Origin of the sequence: Micropruina sp., assembly GCF_047606365.1 — a bacterium.
Taxonomy (GTDB): domain Bacteria; phylum Actinomycetota; class Actinomycetes; order Propionibacteriales; family Propionibacteriaceae; genus Micropruina.
The window spans coordinates 81,427-99,121 of record NZ_JASGEN010000105.1 but is presented as its reverse complement, the minus strand read 5'-3'; the positions used below and the strand labels follow the sequence as shown (position 1 = coordinate 99,121).

20 protein-coding genes are annotated in these 17,695 nt (G+C 69.9%); 9 read left to right on the top strand and 11 right to left on the bottom strand.

Features of this window, described 5'->3' with window-relative positions; translation table 11 throughout:
* Position 1: 1 nt before the first annotated feature.
* From QM624_RS12545 to QM624_RS12535, 3 genes are all read left to right on the top strand, one after another.
* Positions 2 to 961 (top strand): NADP-dependent oxidoreductase, encoded by a 960-nt coding sequence (locus QM624_RS12545; protein WP_415092286.1) that lies wholly within the window; start codon positions 2 to 4, stop codon positions 959 to 961.
* Positions 958 to 1,530 (top strand): hypothetical protein, encoded by a 573-nt coding sequence (locus tag QM624_RS12540; protein ID WP_415092284.1) that lies wholly within the window; start codon positions 958 to 960, stop codon positions 1,528 to 1,530. Before QM624_RS12545 ends, QM624_RS12540 begins: the two co-directional genes overlap by 4 nt.
* Before the next feature lie 151 nt (positions 1,531 to 1,681).
* Entirely contained in the window at positions 1,682 to 2,263 is a 582-nt protein-coding gene (locus QM624_RS12535) for a DNA-3-methyladenine glycosylase I (RefSeq protein WP_415092336.1), read from the top strand.
* A gap of 14 nt (positions 2,264 to 2,277) precedes the next feature.
* Here the strand turns inward: QM624_RS12535 and QM624_RS12530 are convergent, their stop codons facing one another.
* Positions 2,278 to 2,910, bottom strand: a complete 633-nt coding sequence (locus QM624_RS12530) for a dihydrofolate reductase family protein (RefSeq protein WP_415092282.1) — start codon at positions 2,908 to 2,910, stop codon at positions 2,278 to 2,280.
* Positions 2,911 to 2,967: 57 nt separating this feature from the next.
* Positions 2,968 to 3,909, bottom strand: coding sequence for an RNA polymerase subunit sigma-70 (locus QM624_RS12525; protein ID WP_415092280.1), 942 nt, complete (start codon positions 3,907 to 3,909; stop codon positions 2,968 to 2,970).
* Positions 3,910 to 3,965: 56 nt separating this feature from the next.
* Here QM624_RS12525 and QM624_RS12520 point away from each other — a divergent pair, with 56 nt between their 5' ends.
* Positions 3,966 to 4,703 carry a VC0807 family protein gene (locus tag QM624_RS12520; RefSeq protein ID WP_415092278.1) on the top strand — a complete coding sequence of 246 codons (738 nt, stop codon included), beginning with the start codon at positions 3,966 to 3,968 and terminating at the stop codon, positions 4,701 to 4,703.
* Positions 4,704 to 4,797: 94 nt separating this feature from the next.
* On the opposite strand, the gene QM624_RS12515 is transcribed toward QM624_RS12520, so the two are convergent.
* The 4 genes from QM624_RS12515 to QM624_RS12500 are packed head-to-tail and all read right to left on the bottom strand — an operon-like array spanning position 4,798 to position 7,607.
* Positions 4,798 to 5,553, bottom strand: coding sequence for a 2,3-bisphosphoglycerate-dependent phosphoglycerate mutase (locus tag QM624_RS12515; RefSeq protein ID WP_415092276.1), 756 nt, complete (start codon positions 5,551 to 5,553; stop codon positions 4,798 to 4,800).
* Between the two features lie 44 nt (positions 5,554 to 5,597).
* The gene (locus tag QM624_RS12510) at positions 5,598 to 6,326 is read right to left on the bottom strand and encodes an ABC transporter permease (RefSeq protein WP_415092274.1); all 729 of its coding nucleotides are present in this window, start codon (positions 6,324 to 6,326) and stop codon (positions 5,598 to 5,600) included.
* 20 nt (positions 6,327 to 6,346) lie between these two features.
* Positions 6,347 to 7,069, bottom strand: coding sequence for an ABC transporter ATP-binding protein (locus tag QM624_RS12505; RefSeq protein ID WP_415092272.1), 723 nt, complete (start codon positions 7,067 to 7,069; stop codon positions 6,347 to 6,349).
* Positions 7,062 to 7,607 (bottom strand): TetR/AcrR family transcriptional regulator, encoded by a 546-nt coding sequence (locus QM624_RS12500; RefSeq protein WP_415092270.1) that lies wholly within the window; start codon positions 7,605 to 7,607, stop codon positions 7,062 to 7,064. The genes QM624_RS12505 and QM624_RS12500 overlap by 8 nt, the downstream gene beginning before the upstream one ends.
* A 178-nt stretch (positions 7,608 to 7,785) precedes the next feature.
* On the opposite strand from QM624_RS12500, the gene QM624_RS12495 reads away from it, so the two are divergent.
* Both QM624_RS12495 and QM624_RS12490 read left to right on the top strand, forming a co-directional pair.
* Positions 7,786 to 8,526 carry a FadR/GntR family transcriptional regulator gene (locus QM624_RS12495; protein ID WP_415092268.1) on the top strand — a complete coding sequence of 247 codons (741 nt, stop codon included), beginning with the start codon at positions 7,786 to 7,788 and terminating at the stop codon, positions 8,524 to 8,526.
* Positions 8,517 to 9,350, top strand: coding sequence for an ABC transporter ATP-binding protein (locus QM624_RS12490; protein WP_415092266.1), 834 nt, complete (start codon positions 8,517 to 8,519; stop codon positions 9,348 to 9,350). The genes QM624_RS12495 and QM624_RS12490 overlap by 10 nt, the downstream gene beginning before the upstream one ends.
* A gap of 35 nt (positions 9,351 to 9,385) precedes the next feature.
* On the opposite strand, the gene QM624_RS12485 is transcribed toward QM624_RS12490, so the two are convergent.
* The 5 genes from QM624_RS12485 to QM624_RS12465 form a co-directional block, all read right to left on the bottom strand.
* Positions 9,386 to 9,991 carry a response regulator transcription factor gene (locus QM624_RS12485; RefSeq protein WP_415092264.1) on the bottom strand — a complete coding sequence of 202 codons (606 nt, stop codon included), beginning with the start codon at positions 9,989 to 9,991 and terminating at the stop codon, positions 9,386 to 9,388.
* A complete protein-coding gene (locus QM624_RS12480) occupies positions 9,988 to 11,262 on the bottom strand; it encodes a sensor histidine kinase (RefSeq protein WP_415092262.1) in 1,275 nt (424 codons plus the stop codon). Before QM624_RS12480 ends, QM624_RS12485 begins: the two co-directional genes overlap by 4 nt.
* A 38-nt stretch (positions 11,263 to 11,300) precedes the next feature.
* Positions 11,301 to 12,122 (bottom strand): ABC transporter permease, encoded by an 822-nt coding sequence (locus QM624_RS12475; RefSeq protein WP_415092260.1) that lies wholly within the window; start codon positions 12,120 to 12,122, stop codon positions 11,301 to 11,303.
* On the bottom strand, positions 12,119 to 13,078 hold the full coding sequence (locus QM624_RS12470; RefSeq protein WP_415092258.1) for an ABC transporter ATP-binding protein: 960 nt from the start codon (positions 13,076 to 13,078) through the stop codon (positions 12,119 to 12,121). Before QM624_RS12470 ends, QM624_RS12475 begins: the two co-directional genes overlap by 4 nt.
* A 109-nt stretch (positions 13,079 to 13,187) precedes the next feature.
* Positions 13,188 to 14,573 (bottom strand): DUF222 domain-containing protein, encoded by a 1,386-nt coding sequence (locus tag QM624_RS12465; protein ID WP_415092256.1) that lies wholly within the window; start codon positions 14,571 to 14,573, stop codon positions 13,188 to 13,190.
* A 239-nt stretch (positions 14,574 to 14,812) separates the two neighbouring features.
* Between QM624_RS12465 and QM624_RS12460 the strand changes: the two genes are divergently transcribed.
* The 3 genes from QM624_RS12460 to QM624_RS12450 are packed head-to-tail and all read left to right on the top strand — an operon-like array spanning position 14,813 to position 17,681.
* Complete coding sequence (locus QM624_RS12460) at positions 14,813 to 15,613, top strand: SGNH/GDSL hydrolase family protein (protein WP_415092254.1); 801 nt, start codon at positions 14,813 to 14,815, stop codon at positions 15,611 to 15,613.
* Positions 15,614 to 15,618: 5 nt separating this feature from the next.
* Positions 15,619 to 16,953, top strand: a complete 1,335-nt coding sequence (locus QM624_RS12455; RefSeq protein WP_415092252.1) for a MurT ligase domain-containing protein — start codon at positions 15,619 to 15,621, stop codon at positions 16,951 to 16,953.
* On the top strand, positions 16,950 to 17,681 hold the full coding sequence (locus QM624_RS12450; RefSeq protein WP_415092250.1) for a type 1 glutamine amidotransferase: 732 nt from the start codon (positions 16,950 to 16,952) through the stop codon (positions 17,679 to 17,681). The genes QM624_RS12455 and QM624_RS12450 overlap by 4 nt, the downstream gene beginning before the upstream one ends.
* The last annotated feature ends 14 nt before the right edge of the window (positions 17,682 to 17,695 follow it).

Here is a 17,695-nt window from a genome sequence, read left to right as displayed (position 1 = left end):
GATGGCCAGCGATCAGATGTGGGCAGTTCAGTACCGCAAGTACGGCGGTCCGGAGGTGTTGGAGGTCGGACAGTCACCCGTACCTCGGCCTGGAGCCAGACAGGTGCTCGTTGAGGTGGCCGCATGCAGCCTCAACCAGGCCGACTTGATGGCACGGGCGGGCAAGTTGAAGGGGCTGAACGGATTCGGCTTCCCGAAGGGGACCGGAGTCGACTTCGCCGGAACCATCGTGCGGACCGGCGCCCGCGTCCCGAACCTGACGGTCGGTGACCGCGTGTGGGGATATCTCGGCATGAAGCCGCCGGGTCGCCACGCCGCCGCGGCGCAATACCTCACGATCCGGGCGGATCAGATCGCGGTCGCACCGTCGCGGGTTCCGCTGGAAGAAGCTGCGGCGCTGCCGCTGGTCGGGCTGACTGCCGTGGCGGCACTGAGGGCGCTGCGCGTCGACAAGGGCAACCGGGTGCTCGTCGTCGGTGGCAACGGCGGAGTCGGATCAACGGCTATCCAGGTCGCCCGAGCGCAGGGCGCACGGGTCGATGCCCTGACCGGCGACCGCAACGCCGCAGCAACGCAAGCCGGCGCCACGAGCATCTACGACTATCGCGAGGGAGGCGCCGCGCAGATTACTCAGCGGTACGACGCCATTCTGGCTACCGCCAGCGATGACCTGCTCGTTTACCGCACGATGCTCAACCCTGGCGGCAGAATCGTCGCCCTGTCGCCTTCGGCGATGCCCGCCATCTTCGTGTCCATGGTCAGTGCCGGCCCGCTGATCCGCATGGTCTCCGGCAAGCCCCACGCAGGCGACCTCACCTGGTTGGCCAGCCGCGTCGATGACGGCTCGATCACCCCGATCATCGAGGCCACGTACTCAGTCGATCGAGTCAGTGAGGCACACCGGGACGCCGAGAGTCGCTCAGCCAACGGCAAGCGCGTCATCGTGACTTCACGGGCATGACGAGCGGGTTCAGGATCCCGGTCCCGTCACTACTGCGCCACACCCGCGCGGCACCGGGCGAGATCGATGAGCCAAGCCCGGCGGACGACCTCCTCGCCTCGAACTGTGACCGATGGGTGCGTTGCATCACCGTCAACGCCCCACGTCAGCTGGTCTATCGCTGGCTCTGCCAACTCACCGTCGCCCCCTACAGTTTCGATGCCATTGACTTCCCCGGACGCCGCAGCCCAGTCACACTGACCCCCGGCGCGGAACGACTGAGAGTCGGTCAGCACTTCCTGATTTTCGCCATCACGAGCTTCGCTCCCAACTCCTACCTCGCCGGGATATCCCGGCCGGAGTTCGACCGCAGCTACGGCCGCATCGCGATCTCCTATTCAGTGACGTCGCTCGACGACGACGCCACCCGTCTACGTGCCAATGCCTGCGTCCAGCACGACGCAGGCATTGGCGTCCGTCACCTCGCGCTCGCCGCCGGAGACAAGATCATGGCCGGTCGCCAACTCCGCAACCTGAAGGCCCGTGCCGAGGCTGGACGGACCAATCATCAACTCCCGGGAGCGGATTAACCCGAGCTTGGGCGAGGCGTACGTGCAGCCGCCGAGGAGCACGGCGCACTCGTGAGGCTGCCGCACTTCCTCACCCGGGGGCCTCGACCCTGCGACCCTTCCGGAAGCCTCCCGGCAGCTGCAAGCGGCGTCCCGGTATCTTGACGACGTGATCGATGAACTCCGGATCGGGCCCGACGCGGTTGTGCGCTGTGGCTGGGTCGGCGACGACGCCGATTACCGCCGCTACCACGACGAGGAATGGGCGGTGCCGCTGCACGGCGATCGGGAGTTGTTCGAGAAGATGAGCCTCGAGGGCTTCCAGGCGGGCCTGTCGTGGATCACGATCCTGCGTAAGCGGCCGAGGTTCCGCGAGGCGTTCGCCGGGTTCGAGCCCGAGACCGTCGCCGGGTTCGGCGCCGACGACATCGCACGGCTGATGGCCGACGCCGGGATCGTCCGCAATCGCGCAAAGATCGAAGCCACCATCTCGAACGCACGCTTGGTCACCGAGATGCGGCCGGGCGAACTCGACGAGTTGCTGTGGTCGTTCGCTCCGCAGCCACGCCCCCGGCCGCGGACGTTCGCCGACGTCCCTGCCACCACGCCGGAGTCGGAGGCGATGAGCAAGGCGCTCCGCAAACGCGGCTTCCGGTTCGTCGGCCCGACCACGATGTACGCACTCATGCAGTCCGCGGGCATGGTCGACGACCATCTGCAGGAATGCTGGCGCTCTCTGGCCGACGTCCGATAGATCCCTTTCGGCTGTCACGAAGCCCGATCGGAACGCGGCGCCAGCACGCGGTACCGGAGTTGCACGTTCGGTGAACCGTCGTAGCGGCGGCACTCGATCCGGTCGAGGTCGGCCGGCACCCCGAACAGCCGGACGCCGTCGCCGAGCACGGTCGGGCTGACCATCAGGTGCAGTTCATCGATCAGACCGTCGCCGAGGAGTCCGTTCCACATCCGGCGGCTGCCGAAGATGACGATGTCGCCGTCTCCGTTCCGTTTCGCGTCGGCCACCCAGGACGCGGCCGCACCGCGGGGCACGACGGTCGTCGTCTGTGCCCACGCATTGTCCGACGGCACTCCCCCGCGGTCGCTGACGACCACCTTGGGGATCGCGTTGTAGCGGCGACTGATGGCGCGGTTTACCTCGCTGAGCGCGCGAGCCTCGGGCGCGTCCGGATCGTCGGGCTCGGGCGCATCGGCGATGAACGGCCAGTACGAGCTGAACCCGTCGAAGGAGTCCCGGCCGAGTAGCACCACATCGGCCGCCGAGATGCTGTCGAGGTTCGCCTGGTCGAAGGCGGCGTCCATGTTCAGCGCCAGCGGATTGCCGGTGGCGTCGGCGTAGCAGCCGTCGAGAGAAACGATGTTGTTGACGATGACCTTGCGCATGTCGCGCTCCTTCCGTACGTATCTGTCACCTGTACAGATACGCGGGAGGCCGCGGATTCATCGGTCCGTCGGAAAATCCTTCACCCAATCTGTGCACAACGGGCCGACGAAGGTCGCCAGCCAACCGATCCGCCCCTCCCTCAGGTGCAGGATCATCAGTGCGCCCGGACGCCAGGCACCCTCCCATCGCTGTTCGCCGAGGACGGCCGGATGCCCGTTGACCATGCCGATCTCACGCACCCGCCACGGTGTCGCGAACACACTTGTCCGGAGGAACTCGGCGACGTCGGCGCGACCGTCGAACCAGGCCGGCAGCGGCGGCATGGTGAACCGGACGTCGTCGGCCAGCAGTTCGACAACTCGCTCCACATCGCCGGCCGTGAACGCCTCCACGAACGTCTTCACCACGTCGCGGTCGAGTTCGGCGTGCTGCTTGTGGCCGGACGGCCGACGCCCGGCGAGCGTCGCGCGAGCCCGCTGCAATGCGCTGTTCACCGCCGTCCGCGACGTGTCGAGGAGGTCGGCGGTCTCGTCCGCAGAGAACCCGAGCACCTCCCTCAGCACGAGGACGGCGCGCTGCGTGGCGGGTAGCTGCTGCACGGCGGCGATCCAGGCCAGTTCGATGTGTTCACGGCGTTCGGCGACTTCCGCGGGGTCAGCCGCGCCACGAAACGGCTCCACCCAGGCAACGTCGTCGCGCGGCGGCCCCAGCTCGGCCGCAGGATCAGCGGCCGACGCGCTGTCCCAGGACAACAGCCGCAGCCCCCGGCGTTCCACCAGCCGCAGCGCCGCGTTCGTCGTCACCCGGTACAGCCAAGCCCGTAGCGCAGCCCGCTCGCGCAGCCCGGATAGCCCACGCCAAGCGGCGATCATGCCCTCCTGAAGGGCGTCCTCAGCATCGGACGGCGCTCCGGTCAGCCGGTAGGCGTGCACCAGGAGTTCGTGGCGATAGGGAGCCACGATGCGCGCGAACTCGTCGGCATCAATGGTGGTGGCCATGCTGCACGGTATCGCCCGGCCTTGATCTCGGCATAACGTTGATATATACCAGTGTTATGGCATCTGCTACACACGGTCGCCCCAACCGGCCGGTCGCCGACGGGAGTCCGCTGCCGGGTCTCCTCACCGACATCGGACTGCCGCTGGTCTGCTACTACGCCCTCCACTTCGCCGGCGCGTCCGATCAGCTCGCACTGCTCACCGCGGGCGTGGCCGCCGGGCTCCGGCTCGCCTGGGTGGCGGTTCGGCAGCGGCGCCTGACCTGGTTCGCGGGGATGATGCTCGCCGTCTTCGGGGTCGGCTTCGCTCTGGCTTTTGTCGGCGGCGACGCTCGCTGGATACTTCTCAAGGATTCGGCCGGGACAGTGACGATCGGCGCGATGTTCCTGCTCAGCCTCGCCTCGCGGCAACCGATGTCGCTGTCCGCAGCACAGTCGTGGAAGCCGGGGCGGGCGGTCGAGTTGGGCGAGCTGTACCGGACCGTGCCGGCTGCCCGTCGAGCGTTCCGGGTCAGCACCGTGGGCTGGGGCGTTGGGCTGGTGGCGGAATCGCTGCTGCGCATTCCGATGGTGGCGGTGCTGCCGATCGACTGGGCGGTGGGTCTCTCCACCCTCTGGATGGCCGTCGGCATGGCCGGCCTGGGCATCTGGAACGCCGTCTATATCGCCCGCGCCGCTCGTCGCACGCCTGAACTTCACCCGCTGCTGCCGGCAGGGTGGCAGAGCGCGGCCCGGCCGAGGGCCACCGCGGGGGCCGCACCACAGGCCTCCGCACCGGAGTGGGAACACCGATGATCCGCAAGTTCGGACGCCGGGGTCGGCGCCGCTCAACTCGACGGTCATCGGCGGGTCTCCGCTGGGCGGACTTCCCGCACCGCGTCGATCAGGTTCAGGTGCCGCCCTCCTGGGCGATCCGGGCCGCGGCGGCGTGGGCGGTGATCGGGTCGAGGTAACGCCCGCCCCGCACCTGCGGCTGGCCGTCGTCGGCGATCCGGTAAATCAGCGGGTGGCCGGTCGGAATGTTGAGCGCCTGCACCTCGGCGTGGGTCAGCGAATCCAGCACCACACACAGCGCGCGCAGCGAGTTGCCATGGGCGAGCACCAGCGCACTCCCGTCGCGGCGCAGCGCCGGTTCGATCTCGTCGCGCCAGACCGTCCCGACTCGGACGACGACATCGCGAAGCGCCTCGGTCAGCCCCAGCGCCGCCGGCGCGTCACCGAGGGTGGCGCGCTGCTCGTCCGACATCGGCGGCGGGGCCACGTCGACCGAGCGTCGCCAGGCGAGGAACTGCTCCTGGCCGTACTCGGTCAGCACGCTCTGCTTGGTGCGGCCGGTGAGCGCACCATAGTTGCGTTCGGCCAGCCGCCAGTCCCACACCGTGCGGCTCGGCGGACGGCTCAGCTCGGCGGTCAGGATCGCCGCGGTCTCGCGGGCCCGGCGCAACGGCGAGCAGAACCACACGGGTGGAGCGAGGCCCGCATCGTTGAGCATCCGTGCCGCCCGGGCAGCCTCCGCTCGGCCACGGTCGGTCAGTGGGACGTCGAGCAGCCCGGTGAACAAGCCGTCCGCATTCGCCTGACTCTGCCCGTGGCGGACGAGCACCAGCGTGTTCGCGGCCTCGGCAGCCGTCGACGTCCCGGACAATCTGGCGCTCCTCCCCTCGACAAGCTCGACCAACGATATTCACGTCAGCGATCCAACTGGAGTCGTGACCAAGTCATCCAGGTCAGGGTCGCGAAGATCGCCGAGACGGCCATGGTGAGGACCAACTGCCCGATGCTGACAGCGATCCCGGCAGAGAGCGCCCATAGGGCGGGCGCGGCCAGCGGCATCCAGCCTCCGGCTCCGGCCAGCGCACCGACCTGTGCCGCGACCACGAGGAGGATCGTGCCGCCGACTGCTGCCAGCAGTGACCGCGCGACGGTAGCCACCCAGGCCACCGGAACGGCGACGATCCCGGTCAGGACGACCAGCACCAGCAGGCGTCCGAGGGCTCTCCAGGTAGCGGCGTCCGGGATGCCGTAGCTGAGCAGCAGCCCGAGGGTGAACACCTCGAGTGTGACGGCGAGGCCGACCACCGCCGTCCAGAGCAGGTAGACGATCAGCTTGGCGAGCGCGATCCTGCCGCGGCTGATCGGCAGCGCGAACAGGCCGGTGATCGTGCCATCAGTGAACTCGCGGGCGAACATCCAGGACAACACGACGCCGAAACCGAGCAGGGCGCCGGCAGCCGCCACCTGATCGGCACCGAGCAGCAGGCCGGCCCAGTCGTGGCTGGCGGCTGCTCCGGCCTTGGCGATCACCTCGGGGTTGCCGCCGGCCACCGCGGCGGTGATCCCGCCGAGCAGGCCGAGCATTCCGCCGAGGACCGCCAGCGTGCCGATCACTGCGACCGGCGAGCGTGTGAGCTTGAGCATTTCGACACCGAGGGCCGCCCTCATCGGACGACCTCCGCACGATGCTCGTCATCCTGGCGGATGCGCTCGAAGAAGGCCCGTTCCAGATCGACCCCCGTGGTGTCGAGCTCGCCGATCAGCCGTCCGGCGTTCATCAGCAGGACGCGGTCCGCGATCCGCGCCACCTCGTCCAGGTGGTGGCTACTGACCAGGACCGCGGCACCGTCCGCGGCACGACGAAGAAGCTGTTCGCGCAGCAGGATCACCGACGCCGGGTCGAGGGAGTTGCTCGGCTCGTCCAGCACGATCAGCCGCGGGTCGTGCTGCAGCGCGGCCGCCAACCCGGTGCGCTGCCGGTTTCCGAGCGACAGCCGACGGAACCGGCGCTCCGCGAGTGGGGCGAGTTGCCACGCTTGAAGAGCCTCCTCGACCCGTCTCGGATCGCTGCCGTGCAGCCGGCATCCGATCAGCAGGTTGTCCCGCACCGTCAGCTCCGGGTAGGCCAGCGGCACCTCGATCAGCGCACCGACCTGCGCCCACGCCGCGGCGGGCAACGCGGCAAGCGGACTGCCGAACAGCCGCACCTCACCCTGCTCTGGACGCAGCATGTCGAGCGCGAGCCGCATCAGCGTCGTCTTGCCTGCGCCGTTGAGTCCGATCAGCGCCACGATCTCGCCCGGCGCGATCGCGAAGGTGAGGTCGGTCACCCCAGCGCCACCCGGGAAGCGCCGGCTGACCTGGTCGAAGGCAAGCACGTCACGCACCGCCCAACACGTCCAGCGCCGCACCGAGCACGTCATCCAGTCCCGCACGGTCAGAGCGGGCCCAGTCGAGCAGTGCCGCACTCAGCCCGGCGATCACCGCGGTCGCCGCGATCCGCGCCTGGGCGGAGGGCACTCCTCGCTCCGACAGCGCTTCGATCAGGGCGGTCACGGTGTCCTGACTGGTGCGCTCGATCGCGCCCTGCAGTTCCGGCGTCTCGGCGATGATCGCCAGCCGGCCCCGGAGGGCGTCGGTCGCGGCCGGGTCGATATCGGCCCAGGTTTGCCGAATCCCCTCCGCCAGTGCACGCATCGGCGGTTCGTCCGCCGGTCGCGAGCGGACGGCCTCAGCCATCAGTGGGTCGAAGGGGTCGGTCAGTAGCAACGACTCCTTGGTGGCGAAATGCCGGAACAAGGTCATCTCGCTCACCCCCGCGCGTGCGGCTATCTGAGCCGTGCCGGTGGCTGCGTATCCCTGCTCGGCGAACAGCTCGGACGCGGCGCGTGTCAGTGCGTCGTGAGTTCGATCCCAACGTCCCATGAATCTAATGTTAGTTACTAACTATCGAATCCCGGCCGACTGGGATGGCTGGCAAACGACATCAGGGGTTTCGACAAGCTCAACCAACGGGCGCCATATGCAAATGTCTGACATCTGCACTAGCCTCTCCACAGATCACGCGATCCAGCGCGACCCGCTGACCTGCCGAGGAGGAGCAATGATTCGCGGTCCGGTGCGCCACGAGCCGCTGGTGACCCAGGTGGCCAGTCAGTTTCGCGAGTTGATCGATGCCGGCGATTGGCCGGTTGGCGAGAGGATTCCCGGCGAGCATCAACTAGCTGACGATCTGGGCGTCAGCCGGGCGACTGTGCGCGAGGCATTGCGCGGCCTGAGCATCACCGGGCTGCTCGAGCCGAGGATCGGCGATGGCACCTACGTCCGGGCCACCGACGAGATCACCGGGGTGCTGGTTCGCGATCACCTGCCGACCGCCGCCGACCGAGTGGCAGCGCCCGGCGACGTACTGGACGCCCGCGCGGCACTCGAGGCCGCAGGCGCTCGGCTCGCGGCCCAACGCGCCGACCCCGACGATCTCGCCGCGCTGCGTGCCGCACTGGACGCCCGCACCGCCGCTCACGATGCCAGCGACCTGGCCGGCTACGTGGCCACCGACACCACGTTCCACCAGGTGGTGGTGCGGGCCAGCGGCAATCCGATTCTGATCCGGCTGTACGCCGCCGTCTCCGAGATCGTCCAGCAGTCGATCAGGGAGACTGCCGTGCTCCCCGAGCCGGACGCCGTCCGCGACGCCCACCGCGAACTCACCCACGCGATCTGCGCGGGCGACGTCGAGAGCGCCACCCGGCTCGGCTACGCCCTGATCGATTCGGTCAAGGCCGCGCCCGCACCGGCGGATCAGCTTCCACCCACGCCGACGAAAGAACACCCGTGCAGCTAGACCTCAGCTCGCCGACCGTCCTCGACCTCGACACAGTCACGTTCCGGCGTGGCGACAAGGAGATCCTGCACGACGTCTCGTTCACCGTGCGTCGCGGCGAGCATTGGGTGATGCTCGGACCCAACGGGGCCGGCAAGAGCACGATCCTGGGGTTCTGCGGCGCCGTCGTCCATCCCACCACCGGGACCGTCGACGTGCTCGGCCATCGGCTGGGCCGGGTCGAGCTGCAGGCGCTCCGCCGTCACATCGGGCACGTCAATCCGCGCCATCCGCTGCGTTCGGCGCGGACCGTGACCGAGGTGGTGCTGACCGGCCTCACCGGCACCATCGAGTTGCCGCTCCGCTGGCAGCCCTCGCAGGCCGACCGGGCCCGGGCAGCCGAGCTGCTCGACCTGCTCGGCCTGGCCAGGCTCGCCGATGATCGCTGGACGACCCTGTCCCAGGGCGAGCGCGGACGCACCCTGATCGCCCGCGCGCTGGCCTCCGACCCGGCCCTGCTGTTGCTCGACGAACCGACCACCGGTTTGGACGTGGCCGCTCGCGAGCAGCTGCTGGAAACGGTCGATCTGCTCGCCGAGACCCATCCGCAGCTGACCTCGATGCTGGTCACGCATCACCTCGAGGAGCTGCCGGTCACCACCACGCACGCCCTGCTGTTGCGCGACGGACGGACGGTCGCCGCGGGTCGCGCCACCGAGGTGCTGACAAGCGACATCGTGACCCGCACGTTCGGCCATCCGATCGAGGTGGAGCATCGTGACGGTCGCTGGAACGCCCGCACCATCCGGCCCCGCCGGCGACACCGGGTGGGCATCGCGGGCTAGGTCGAGGCGGCCCAATCGGCGGGGTGAGCCGGTCTTCAGATCCAGCCGCGTTCCCGGGCGATCCGGACGGCCTCGTGCCGGGTCGCTGCCTGCAGCTTGCCGATCGCCGAACTGAGGTAGTTGCGCACGGTGCCCGGCGACAGGTTCACCCGGGCGGCGATCTCCTCCACGTGCGCTCCCCCGTCGGCAGCCAGCAGCACGTCGGCTTCCCGCGGGGTGAGCGGTGAGTCACCGGCGGCGATCGCATCGGCGGCCAGGGCGGGGTCGACGTAGCGTCCGCCGCCGTGCACCGTCCGGATCACCTCGGCCAGCCGGGCGCCGCTGGTGGTCTTGGGTACGAAGCCGCGCACGCCGTGCGCCAGCGCCTGCTTCAGGTAGCCGGGCAGTCCGTGGCTGGTGACGATCACGCAGGCACAGCCCGGCAGTTCGGACGCCAACGCGGCTGCGACCTCGATGCCGGACGCCCCGGGCATCTGCAGGTCGAGCACCGCCACCTCGGGCGCCAGCTTGCGGATCATCGCCAGCGCCTCGTCGCCGGAACCGGCCTGGCCGACCACCTCGATGTCGTCGGTGAGTTCCAGCAGGGCTACCAGCGCCTCGCGGATCAGGTGTTCGTCCTCGGCCAGCACCACCCGGATCATCGCTCACCTCCCGTTTCCGACGGCCCGGACGCCGTCCGCAGCCGAGCCAACGCGGCGTCGGTGACCTCGGCGGTCAGGGTGAACCTGTCGGTGTCGTGGTCGACGGACAACCTGCCACCGACCTCGGCGAGCCGCTCACTCAGCCCCGCCAAGCCCGAGCCGGCCCGCCCGGTCGCCGGGTGCGGGTGGTCGTTGTCGAGCACCAACCGGGCCCGGCCCGGTTCGCTGTCGAGCGCGATCCGGACGCGGCCGGCGTCCGCATGCCGCAGGATGTTGGTGGTGCCCTCGCGGACCACCCAGGCGAAGGCCCGGGCCACCGGGGCCGGCAGCACGCCGCTGCCCTCGGTCACCGTCGTCACCTCGATGCCGGATGCCTCCAGCAGCGACCGGGCGCCGGCCATCTCGCCGGCCAGGTCGGTCTGCCGGTAGCCACGAACCACCTCACGCACCTCGCCGAGCGCCTCGGTGGCGATCGACTGCACCTCACGCATCGTCGCGACCGACTCCGGACGTCCGCGGCGGGCCTGCTCAGCGGCCAGTTCGGCCTTCAGCGCCACCGTCGACAGGGTGCGTCCGAACACGTCGTGCAGGTCGCGCGAGAAACGCAGCCGTTCTTCGGCGACCGCGAGCCGGGCGGTGTCCGTCCGGGCCCATTCGAGTTCGCGCGTGGTGGTCAGCACGTTGAGGAACATCACCGCGTACCCCAGCAGCATGCCGCTCGCGAACGCCGACCAGTAGGCGGCGACCACCCACGGCAGTTCCTGAGCGGCGCCGGGGTGCGGGCCGAACCAGATGCCGAGCTGGCCGAGCACGATGCCGGTTGCGCCGATCACCATGGGCCGGATGCGCGGGTAGGTGAGCATCGGCATGACCAGCACGCTGCCGAGCATCGCGCTGCTCAGCACCAGCAGGAATCCCGCCGGCGGGAAGACGAAACCGGCGGTCGCCGCGCAGATCAGCCCGGACGCGATCCATACCAGCCGCACCGGCTCGACCCGGCGCACGCGCACCGCGTCCCAGCCGCTGGCCGGCAGTAGATCGGCGTCCCGCAGCCGGGTGTGCAGCACCACCAGCCCGGACCAGGCGGCGACGATGAGCATGGCCGCCCAGGGCAGTGACCACTCCAGCGGGGCATCACCAGTGACCGCGATCAGCGCGACGGCGCCGAGAAGCGGAAACGCCCAGTGCAGCGAGTTGTAGACATAGCGTTCCGTGCGCCGGACGCCCAGCTCTGCACGATGCTGCGCCGTACTGCTTTGCAGGGTGCTCACGACTCCTCCTCTGCTTCGTTCGAGCCTAACGGTGACGGTCAGGACCGAGGATCCCAGCGGAACCGGCGTAGCCCGAGAACGAGTGCGCCGGTGGTCCACACCACCAGCGGCAGCAGCATGCCGCCGGCACCGGCCAGCACCTCGGCCGGCCCGGTCAGAACCCGTCCATCGACGCCGACGCCGGTGTAGGCGAACTTGATCAGATCGACCACCGGGGTCATCGGCAGAACGTGGGCGACGCGCTGCACCGGTTCGGGCAGCCACTCCAGCGGCACCGAGAAGCCGGACAGCAGCAGCGAGGTCAGGATCAGCGGCAGGGTGCTGATCTGGGCCGACTCGACGGTGCGGGTGTAGGCGGCACTGACGATGGCGAGTGCAGTCCAGGCCGCGGCGCCCCCGAGCAGCGCCAGCACCAACGCCCACGGGTGCGCCATCGGCGAGCCCAGCAGCATCGCACCGCCGATCGCGATCAACGACTGGACGGCGAACAACGCCCACAGCGGGACGGCCGGTGCGATCAGGATCTCTAGCGCGGTCGGCTCACCGGCCAGCAGGCGCTTCAGGACCAGCTGCTCGCGGCGTCCGACCAGTGAGGTGACCATCGTGTAGTAGATGACGAACATCAGCGCCGTCCCGACCAGCACCATGGTGAGCACGACGCCCAGGCCGGCGCGGTCCTGGCTCATTCCGAAGAAGGCGAGGCCGACCACGAACGGCATCGCGACCGCGGTGAAGATCGCCGTCCGGTTGCGCAGCAGGATCGTGGTCTCACCCCTTGCCAGCGCCGTGAAGCGACGCAGACCGGAACCTGCTGCCGCCGTCTCGAGGCGGGTGGTGGGCTGAGTGTCGAGGGTGGTCATGACTGCTCCTTGGTGTCGGCGATGGCCAGGAAGACCTGCTCCAGCGAGGCGGAGCGGGCGTCGAGTCGGCGTAGCGGGACCTCGCCCGCCCAGTCGAGGACGGCGCGCAGGGTGGGTTGCAGGGTGCGGGTTTCGATGAACACCGAGTCGGCCGCGGTGATCGTGGCGGCGCCGACGTTCAGGTCGGCCAGGGCGAGTCCGGCCGGGCGGTCGAAGCTGATCCGGGCGGGGGCGTCGGCGACGATCTCGGCGACCGTGCCTTCGCGGGCGATCAGGCCGGCGTTCATGATGGCCACCCGGTCGGCGAGCTGCTCGGCCTCCTCCAGGTAGTGCGTGGTGAGCAGCACCGCCGTCCCCTGCTCGACCAGACCCTGCACCAGCGACCAGATGGCGCGGCGCGATTCGGGGTCGAGCCCGGTCGTGGGTTCGTCGAGCACCAGCACCTCGGGACGGCCCATCACCGCCAGGGCGATGTCGAGGCGGCGGCGTTCACCGCCGGAGAGCTTCGCAGTCTCCACGTCGGCCTGCGCTTCGAGCCCCACCGACGCGACGGCCGCGTCGGCCGGTGCCGGGTTGCTCAGCGTGCTGTGCCACAGCCGGGCCATCTCGCGGACGGTCAGGCCGGGCGGGAATCCGGAGCTCTGCAGCACTACCCCGGTGCGGTGCCGGACGTGCCGGCGTCCGGCGACCGGGTCGTGGCCGAGCACCTGGATGCTGCCCTCGCTAGGACGACCCAGGCCCTCGATCAGCTCCACCGTGGATGTCTTGCCGGCCCCGTTGGTGCCGAGCAGGGCGAACAGTTCGCCGCGCCGGACCCGCAGGTCGATGCCGCGGACGGCCTCGAACCAGCCGGTGGGTTCGCGGCGTCCGGTGAGGATGTTGAGCCGGGTGCGGGTCACATAGCGGCGGCGGACACCGGTGACGGTGATGGCGTCGTCGATCGTGTCTGTGGTCATGTGTCCAGGTTTCCGGCCGACGCGGCGTCCGGGCAGTGCCGATGCTCACCGGCTGATGTGAAGCCGTCCGGGTTCGGCCATGACGAATGTCATGACGGCGCCGCTCTGCTCAGGCGGCAAGGATCAGACGCAGCCGGGTTTCCAGCGGTGACCCGACCGGCGGCGGTGGGAAGAAATCCACCCTCGGATGCTTGCGTCCCGTCCGCGCACCGGGCGGATCCGGCGGTCGACTCAGGTAGCTGTGCCCGGTCGGCGTGGTCGTGGTGACCGTGCTGCCGGCGCCCTCGGTGTCGGGTGTCGCGCCCCAGCCGGGCATGGCCTTGATCTGGTTGCAGGCCTCACACAGGCCCTGACCGTTGGCGACGCTCGTCTCACCGCCCACCTGGTGGGGAACCACATGATCGGCGTGCCGGATGGGTGCACCGCACCACGGCGTCCGGCAGTACTGGTCACGAGCGATCAGGAAGCGCCGCAAACCGGCTGGGAACAACCGGGCCGCCGACTCCATCGCGACCAATCGTCCGGTGTCGGGATCGGTGTAGAGCCGACGGATCCAGGTGCGCGCCTCGTCGGGCAGGTCAGCGACCATCCGCCGGGCGACCGGCGCCGGGATGGGCCCGTGGCCCGCCACCACGGCGGGCTCGTCGGCCGCGTCGTCACCCCGGTCGGCACTCTCGCCGTCATCGGCGCGATCGCCTGGGTGACCGAAGAGCGTCTCGCCCGACATGACCAGCTGGATCTCCACCTCGACCTCGTCGGCTGCTGCTTGACCGGTGACGCGCTCGACCAGAGTGTCCGCCATCAACTGGCCCCGGCCACGCTCATCGCCCGCGGCTCGCGCCGAATCGGCAGCCCGGGTGAGTGCGGCGAAGGCAGCGACCCCTTGCGCCACCGGGAGCAGTGCCGACAGCCGCGTCATGCAATCGGGCGCGGGCCGTAGTGACACACACCGATCGGCCTCGGCCTTCCGTGCCCGCTCGACGAACGAGTACGGATCGAGCCGATAGGCAACCTTCCGGGCCTCTGCACTGACCGCCCGATCACTCAGTTCGCCCAGCCGGCCGGCCAGTTCGGCGTCCACCTGCCGCCGATGCTCCCGGCTCAGGCACGCGGTCTCTTTCACCATCAGCGTGGCTCGCCACTCGTTCAACTCACCGGTGGCGAGGGCGGCCATCGTGTGGGGCATTTCACGCACCAGCGCGTCGGCCAAGCCGACCAACCGGGAGCCGTTGCGCGGCGACTCGCGTCGCGCCAGCGCCACCTGCGCGGCCACGTCCTTGCCACGTCGGTTCGCGGGCACACCCTGCGCCTCATGCTCGGCGAGTTGCCGCCGCTTGAACGCCACCGTCACCCGCGCCTGCGCTGCAGCGCAGGCGGCTTTGAGCTGTTCCAGGGAGCGAAGCTGGTCGATCAGCCCCGCCGCGTCGGACGCCAAGCACACCTCCGCCACCGCCGGCACCAGGCCGGGGAGGGTATCGACGGTGAGCTGCTCCATGACGGGATTCTACCCGACATCACGCCTGTAATCAAACATGTGTTCGATACTGTTTCAGCACCCTGCCGCTCCGGCCAACCGCCGATCACCGACGGCGGTGCCGTGACCAAGCCGCCGTGGCCGCCAGCGTAACGACTCCGTCCGACAGTCGACACGCAACCACTGGCGCGCCGAGACCCGCGGAGTAGGGTGACTCGACGTGCTTGGAAAGCATCGCTACTTCGCATCGCAGGTTCGACATGGTTGAGCAGACTCACCACTGGCGCCGTTACGTGGCGATCGGCGACTCACTCACCGAGGGACTGGCCGATCCCAATCCGGACGGCAGTCCGCGCGGCTGGGCTGATCGTTTCGCGCAGCATCTCGCCGATGCGGCCGGCGAGCCGATCGAGTACGCCAACCTCGCCATCCGCGGACGCCTGCTCGGCCCGATCGTGGCCGAACAGCTGGAGCCGGCACTCGCACTGAAGCCCGACCTGGTCAGCCTGTGGGGCGGCGGCAACGACATCCTCCGCCCACGCGCCGACGTGGACGCGATCACCGACCAGATCGAGCAGGCGGTGATCCGGCTGCGCGCGGCCGGCGCCGATGTGCTGATCGGTACCGGGGTCGACGCCAAGGACTCCCCCGTGCTCGAACTCACCCGCTCGCGCACCGGCATCTACAACGCCAACATCTGGAGCATCGCCCGCCGGCACGGCGCCCACGTGATCGACGTCTGGGGCATGCGCTGCCTGAGGGACTGGCAGCTCTGGCACGACGACCGGCTGCATTTCAACAGCATCGGCCACGAGCGGGTGTCGCAGGCGGCGCTGGTTGCGGTCGGGCTGCCCCCGCGGCCCGGCTGGGACGAGCCGCTGCCGCCGTTGCCGGCGAAGTCGCGCCGCGAGTGGCTGGAGTGGCAGCTGACCTGGGCCCGCGAGCATGCCGGGCCGTGGATCGGACGCCGAATCCGGCGGACTTCCTCGGGCGCGGGACGGACGGCGAAACTCCCGGACTATGTGTCGGTGCCGCCGCAGGCGACACAGACGGCACAATAGGCCGCATGCCTGCCGCAACTCTGGCCGACCGTGCCGCCCCGGCTGCCCTGCGCCTTCCCGACCGGCTACGCCTGGGTGCCGGAATCGCCGCCGGCAATCTGGCGGCGCTCGGCTCCCGCTTGGCCAACCGCGGCTCAGGGGCGTCCATCCGTGGCCAGGTGCTCACCCGGATCGCCCCGGACGCGTTCAAGCTGCTGCTGCGCGGACGCCGAATCGCGAGCGTGACGGGCACCAACGGCAAGACGACCACCTCGCATCTGCTGGCTGCCGCCGTCCGCTCGGGGCTCGGCGCGGACACCCGGCGGCTGGTCACCAACGCCGACGGCGCCAACCTGCACTACGGCATCGCCTCGGCGCTCAGCGCACATCGGCTGGCCGACATCGCAGTGCTGGAGACCGACGAGCGCGTCGTCTCGGACATGATCGAGTACGGCCGTCCGGAGATCCTGGTTCTGCTGAACTTCAGCCGCGACCAGCTCGACCGCAACCACGAGATCAAATCGCTCGGACGCGCCTGGCGCGCCGCCCTGGAGCGGGCCGGACACGCCGGACCCACGGTGGTCGCCAATGCGTCCGATCCGCTGGTGGTGTGGTCGGCGGGCACCGCGGCCAACGTCGTCTGGGTGGACACCGCCACCTCATGGACGGGTGACGCCGCGCTCTGCCCCGCCTGCGGTGCGGTGCTGGTCACCGCCGAGGGTCGCTGGGACTGCCCCGCCTGCGAACTCACCCAGCCGGCGGCGTCCTGGGTGGTCGACGGCGCCAGCATCCACACCCCGCACGGCGACGAGGTGACGCCGCAACTGCGGGTGCCCGGCACGTTCAACGTGTCGAACGCCGCCTGCGCCCTGGCCGCCGCCGTCGAGTTGGGCGTCGGCATGGACGCCGCACTGGCCGGCATGCGCACCGTCACCGCACCAGCCGGACGCTTCGCGACCGCCACCCTGCACGGCACCACCGCGCGGCTGCTGCTGGCCAAGAACCCGGCCGGGTGGGCCGAGGCCCTGCCGCTGGCGACGTCCGACCCGGTGATTCTGGCGATCGACTCGGTCGCCGCCGACGGCAAGGACGTCTCGTGGCTGTGGGACGTCGACTACGAGCAGTTGCAGGGCCGGCGGGTGGTCGCCACCGGGCCGCGGGCGCAGGATCTGGCGGTGCGGCTCAGCTACGCCGAGGTCGAGCACCAGGTGGTGCCCGATCTCGCCGCCGCGCTGGCCACGGTGCACGACCAGCGGGCCTCGGCGCCCGGCGTCAACGGTGCGATACCGCAGGCTCCGGTCGATCTGATCGCCACCTATACCCCGTTCCAGAAGCTACTGAAGATGGCGGGTCTGCGATGAGCGCGCCGGTCGAGATCGTCCTGATCTACCAATCCCTGCTCGGCATCTACGGCGACCGCGGCAATGCGATGGTGCTGGTGAAGCGCCTGCAATGGCGCGGCATCGACGCGAAGCTGACCATGGTCGAACCGGGCGCTCCGGTGCCGGCGACGGGCTCGGTGTACCTGCTCGGCGGCGGTGAGGACGCCGCCCAGGTCTCCGCCGTCCGGGCGCTGCAGGCCGACGGCAACCTGTTCCGCGGCCTGGACGCCGGCGGCGTGCTGTTCGCGGTCTGTGCCGGCTACCAGATCTGCGGGACGACCTTCACCATCGGCGAGCGCGACGAGGTGATCGACGGCCTCGGACTGTTGGACGTCGAAACCCGGCGCGGCCCCGAACGTGCCGTGGGCGAGATCCTGACCCGCTGGACGGCACCGGACGGCAGTCAGCAGCTACTCACCGGCTTCGAGAACCACGGCGGCTTCACCCGGCTCGGCGCCGGCGCGAAACCCCTGGCCAGCGTCGAGATCGGCGTCGGCAACGCCAATGACGGCACCGAGGGCGCCGTCCAGGGACGGGTGATCGGCACCTATCCGCACGGCCCGGTGCTGGCCCGCAATGCAGCCCTCGCCGACCACATCCTGTCGGTGGCGCTCGACCGTGAACTGGAGCCGCTGGAGCGGCCCGAGATCGACGAGTTGCACCGCCAGCGGGTGGCCTTCGTCCGCAAGCAGGCGGTCCGGCACTGAAGGGCGTCCACGGC

Bases quoted from the DNA above. Each gene is read 5' to 3' on its own strand.
- QM624_RS12525 (WP_415092280.1), bottom strand. From the start codon at position 3,909: ATGGCCACCACCATTGATGCCGACGAGTTCGCGCGCATCGTGGCTCCC.
- QM624_RS12520 (WP_415092278.1), top strand. From the start codon at position 3,966: ATGGCATCTGCTACACACGGTCGCCCCAACCGGCCGGTCGCCGACGGG.
- QM624_RS12455 (WP_415092252.1), top strand. From the start codon at position 15,619: ATGCCTGCCGCAACTCTGGCCGACCGTGCCGCCCCGGCTGCCCTGCGC.
- QM624_RS12545 (WP_415092286.1), top strand. From the start codon at position 2: ATGGCCAGCGATCAGATGTGGGCAGTTCAGTACCGCAAGTACGGCGGT.
- QM624_RS12530 (WP_415092282.1), bottom strand. From the start codon at position 2,910: ATGCGCAAGGTCATCGTCAACAACATCGTTTCTCTCGACGGCTGCTAC.
- QM624_RS12495 (WP_415092268.1), top strand. From the start codon at position 7,786: ATGATTCGCGGTCCGGTGCGCCACGAGCCGCTGGTGACCCAGGTGGCC.
- QM624_RS12475 (WP_415092260.1), bottom strand. From the start codon at position 12,122: ATGACCACCCTCGACACTCAGCCCACCACCCGCCTCGAGACGGCGGCA.
- QM624_RS12465 (WP_415092256.1), bottom strand. From the start codon at position 14,573: ATGGAGCAGCTCACCGTCGATACCCTCCCCGGCCTGGTGCCGGCGGTG.
- QM624_RS12540 (WP_415092284.1), top strand. From the start codon at position 958: ATGACGAGCGGGTTCAGGATCCCGGTCCCGTCACTACTGCGCCACACC.
- QM624_RS12470 (WP_415092258.1), bottom strand. From the start codon at position 13,078: ATGACCACAGACACGATCGACGACGCCATCACCGTCACCGGTGTCCGC.
- QM624_RS12510 (WP_415092274.1), bottom strand. From the start codon at position 6,326: ATGCTCAAGCTCACACGCTCGCCGGTCGCAGTGATCGGCACGCTGGCG.
- QM624_RS12460 (WP_415092254.1), top strand. From the start codon at position 14,813: ATGGTTGAGCAGACTCACCACTGGCGCCGTTACGTGGCGATCGGCGAC.
- QM624_RS12450 (WP_415092250.1), top strand. From the start codon at position 16,950: ATGAGCGCGCCGGTCGAGATCGTCCTGATCTACCAATCCCTGCTCGGC.
- QM624_RS12500 (WP_415092270.1), bottom strand. From the start codon at position 7,607: ATGGGACGTTGGGATCGAACTCACGACGCACTGACACGCGCCGCGTCC.
- QM624_RS12485 (WP_415092264.1), bottom strand. From the start codon at position 9,991: ATGATCCGGGTGGTGCTGGCCGAGGACGAACACCTGATCCGCGAGGCG.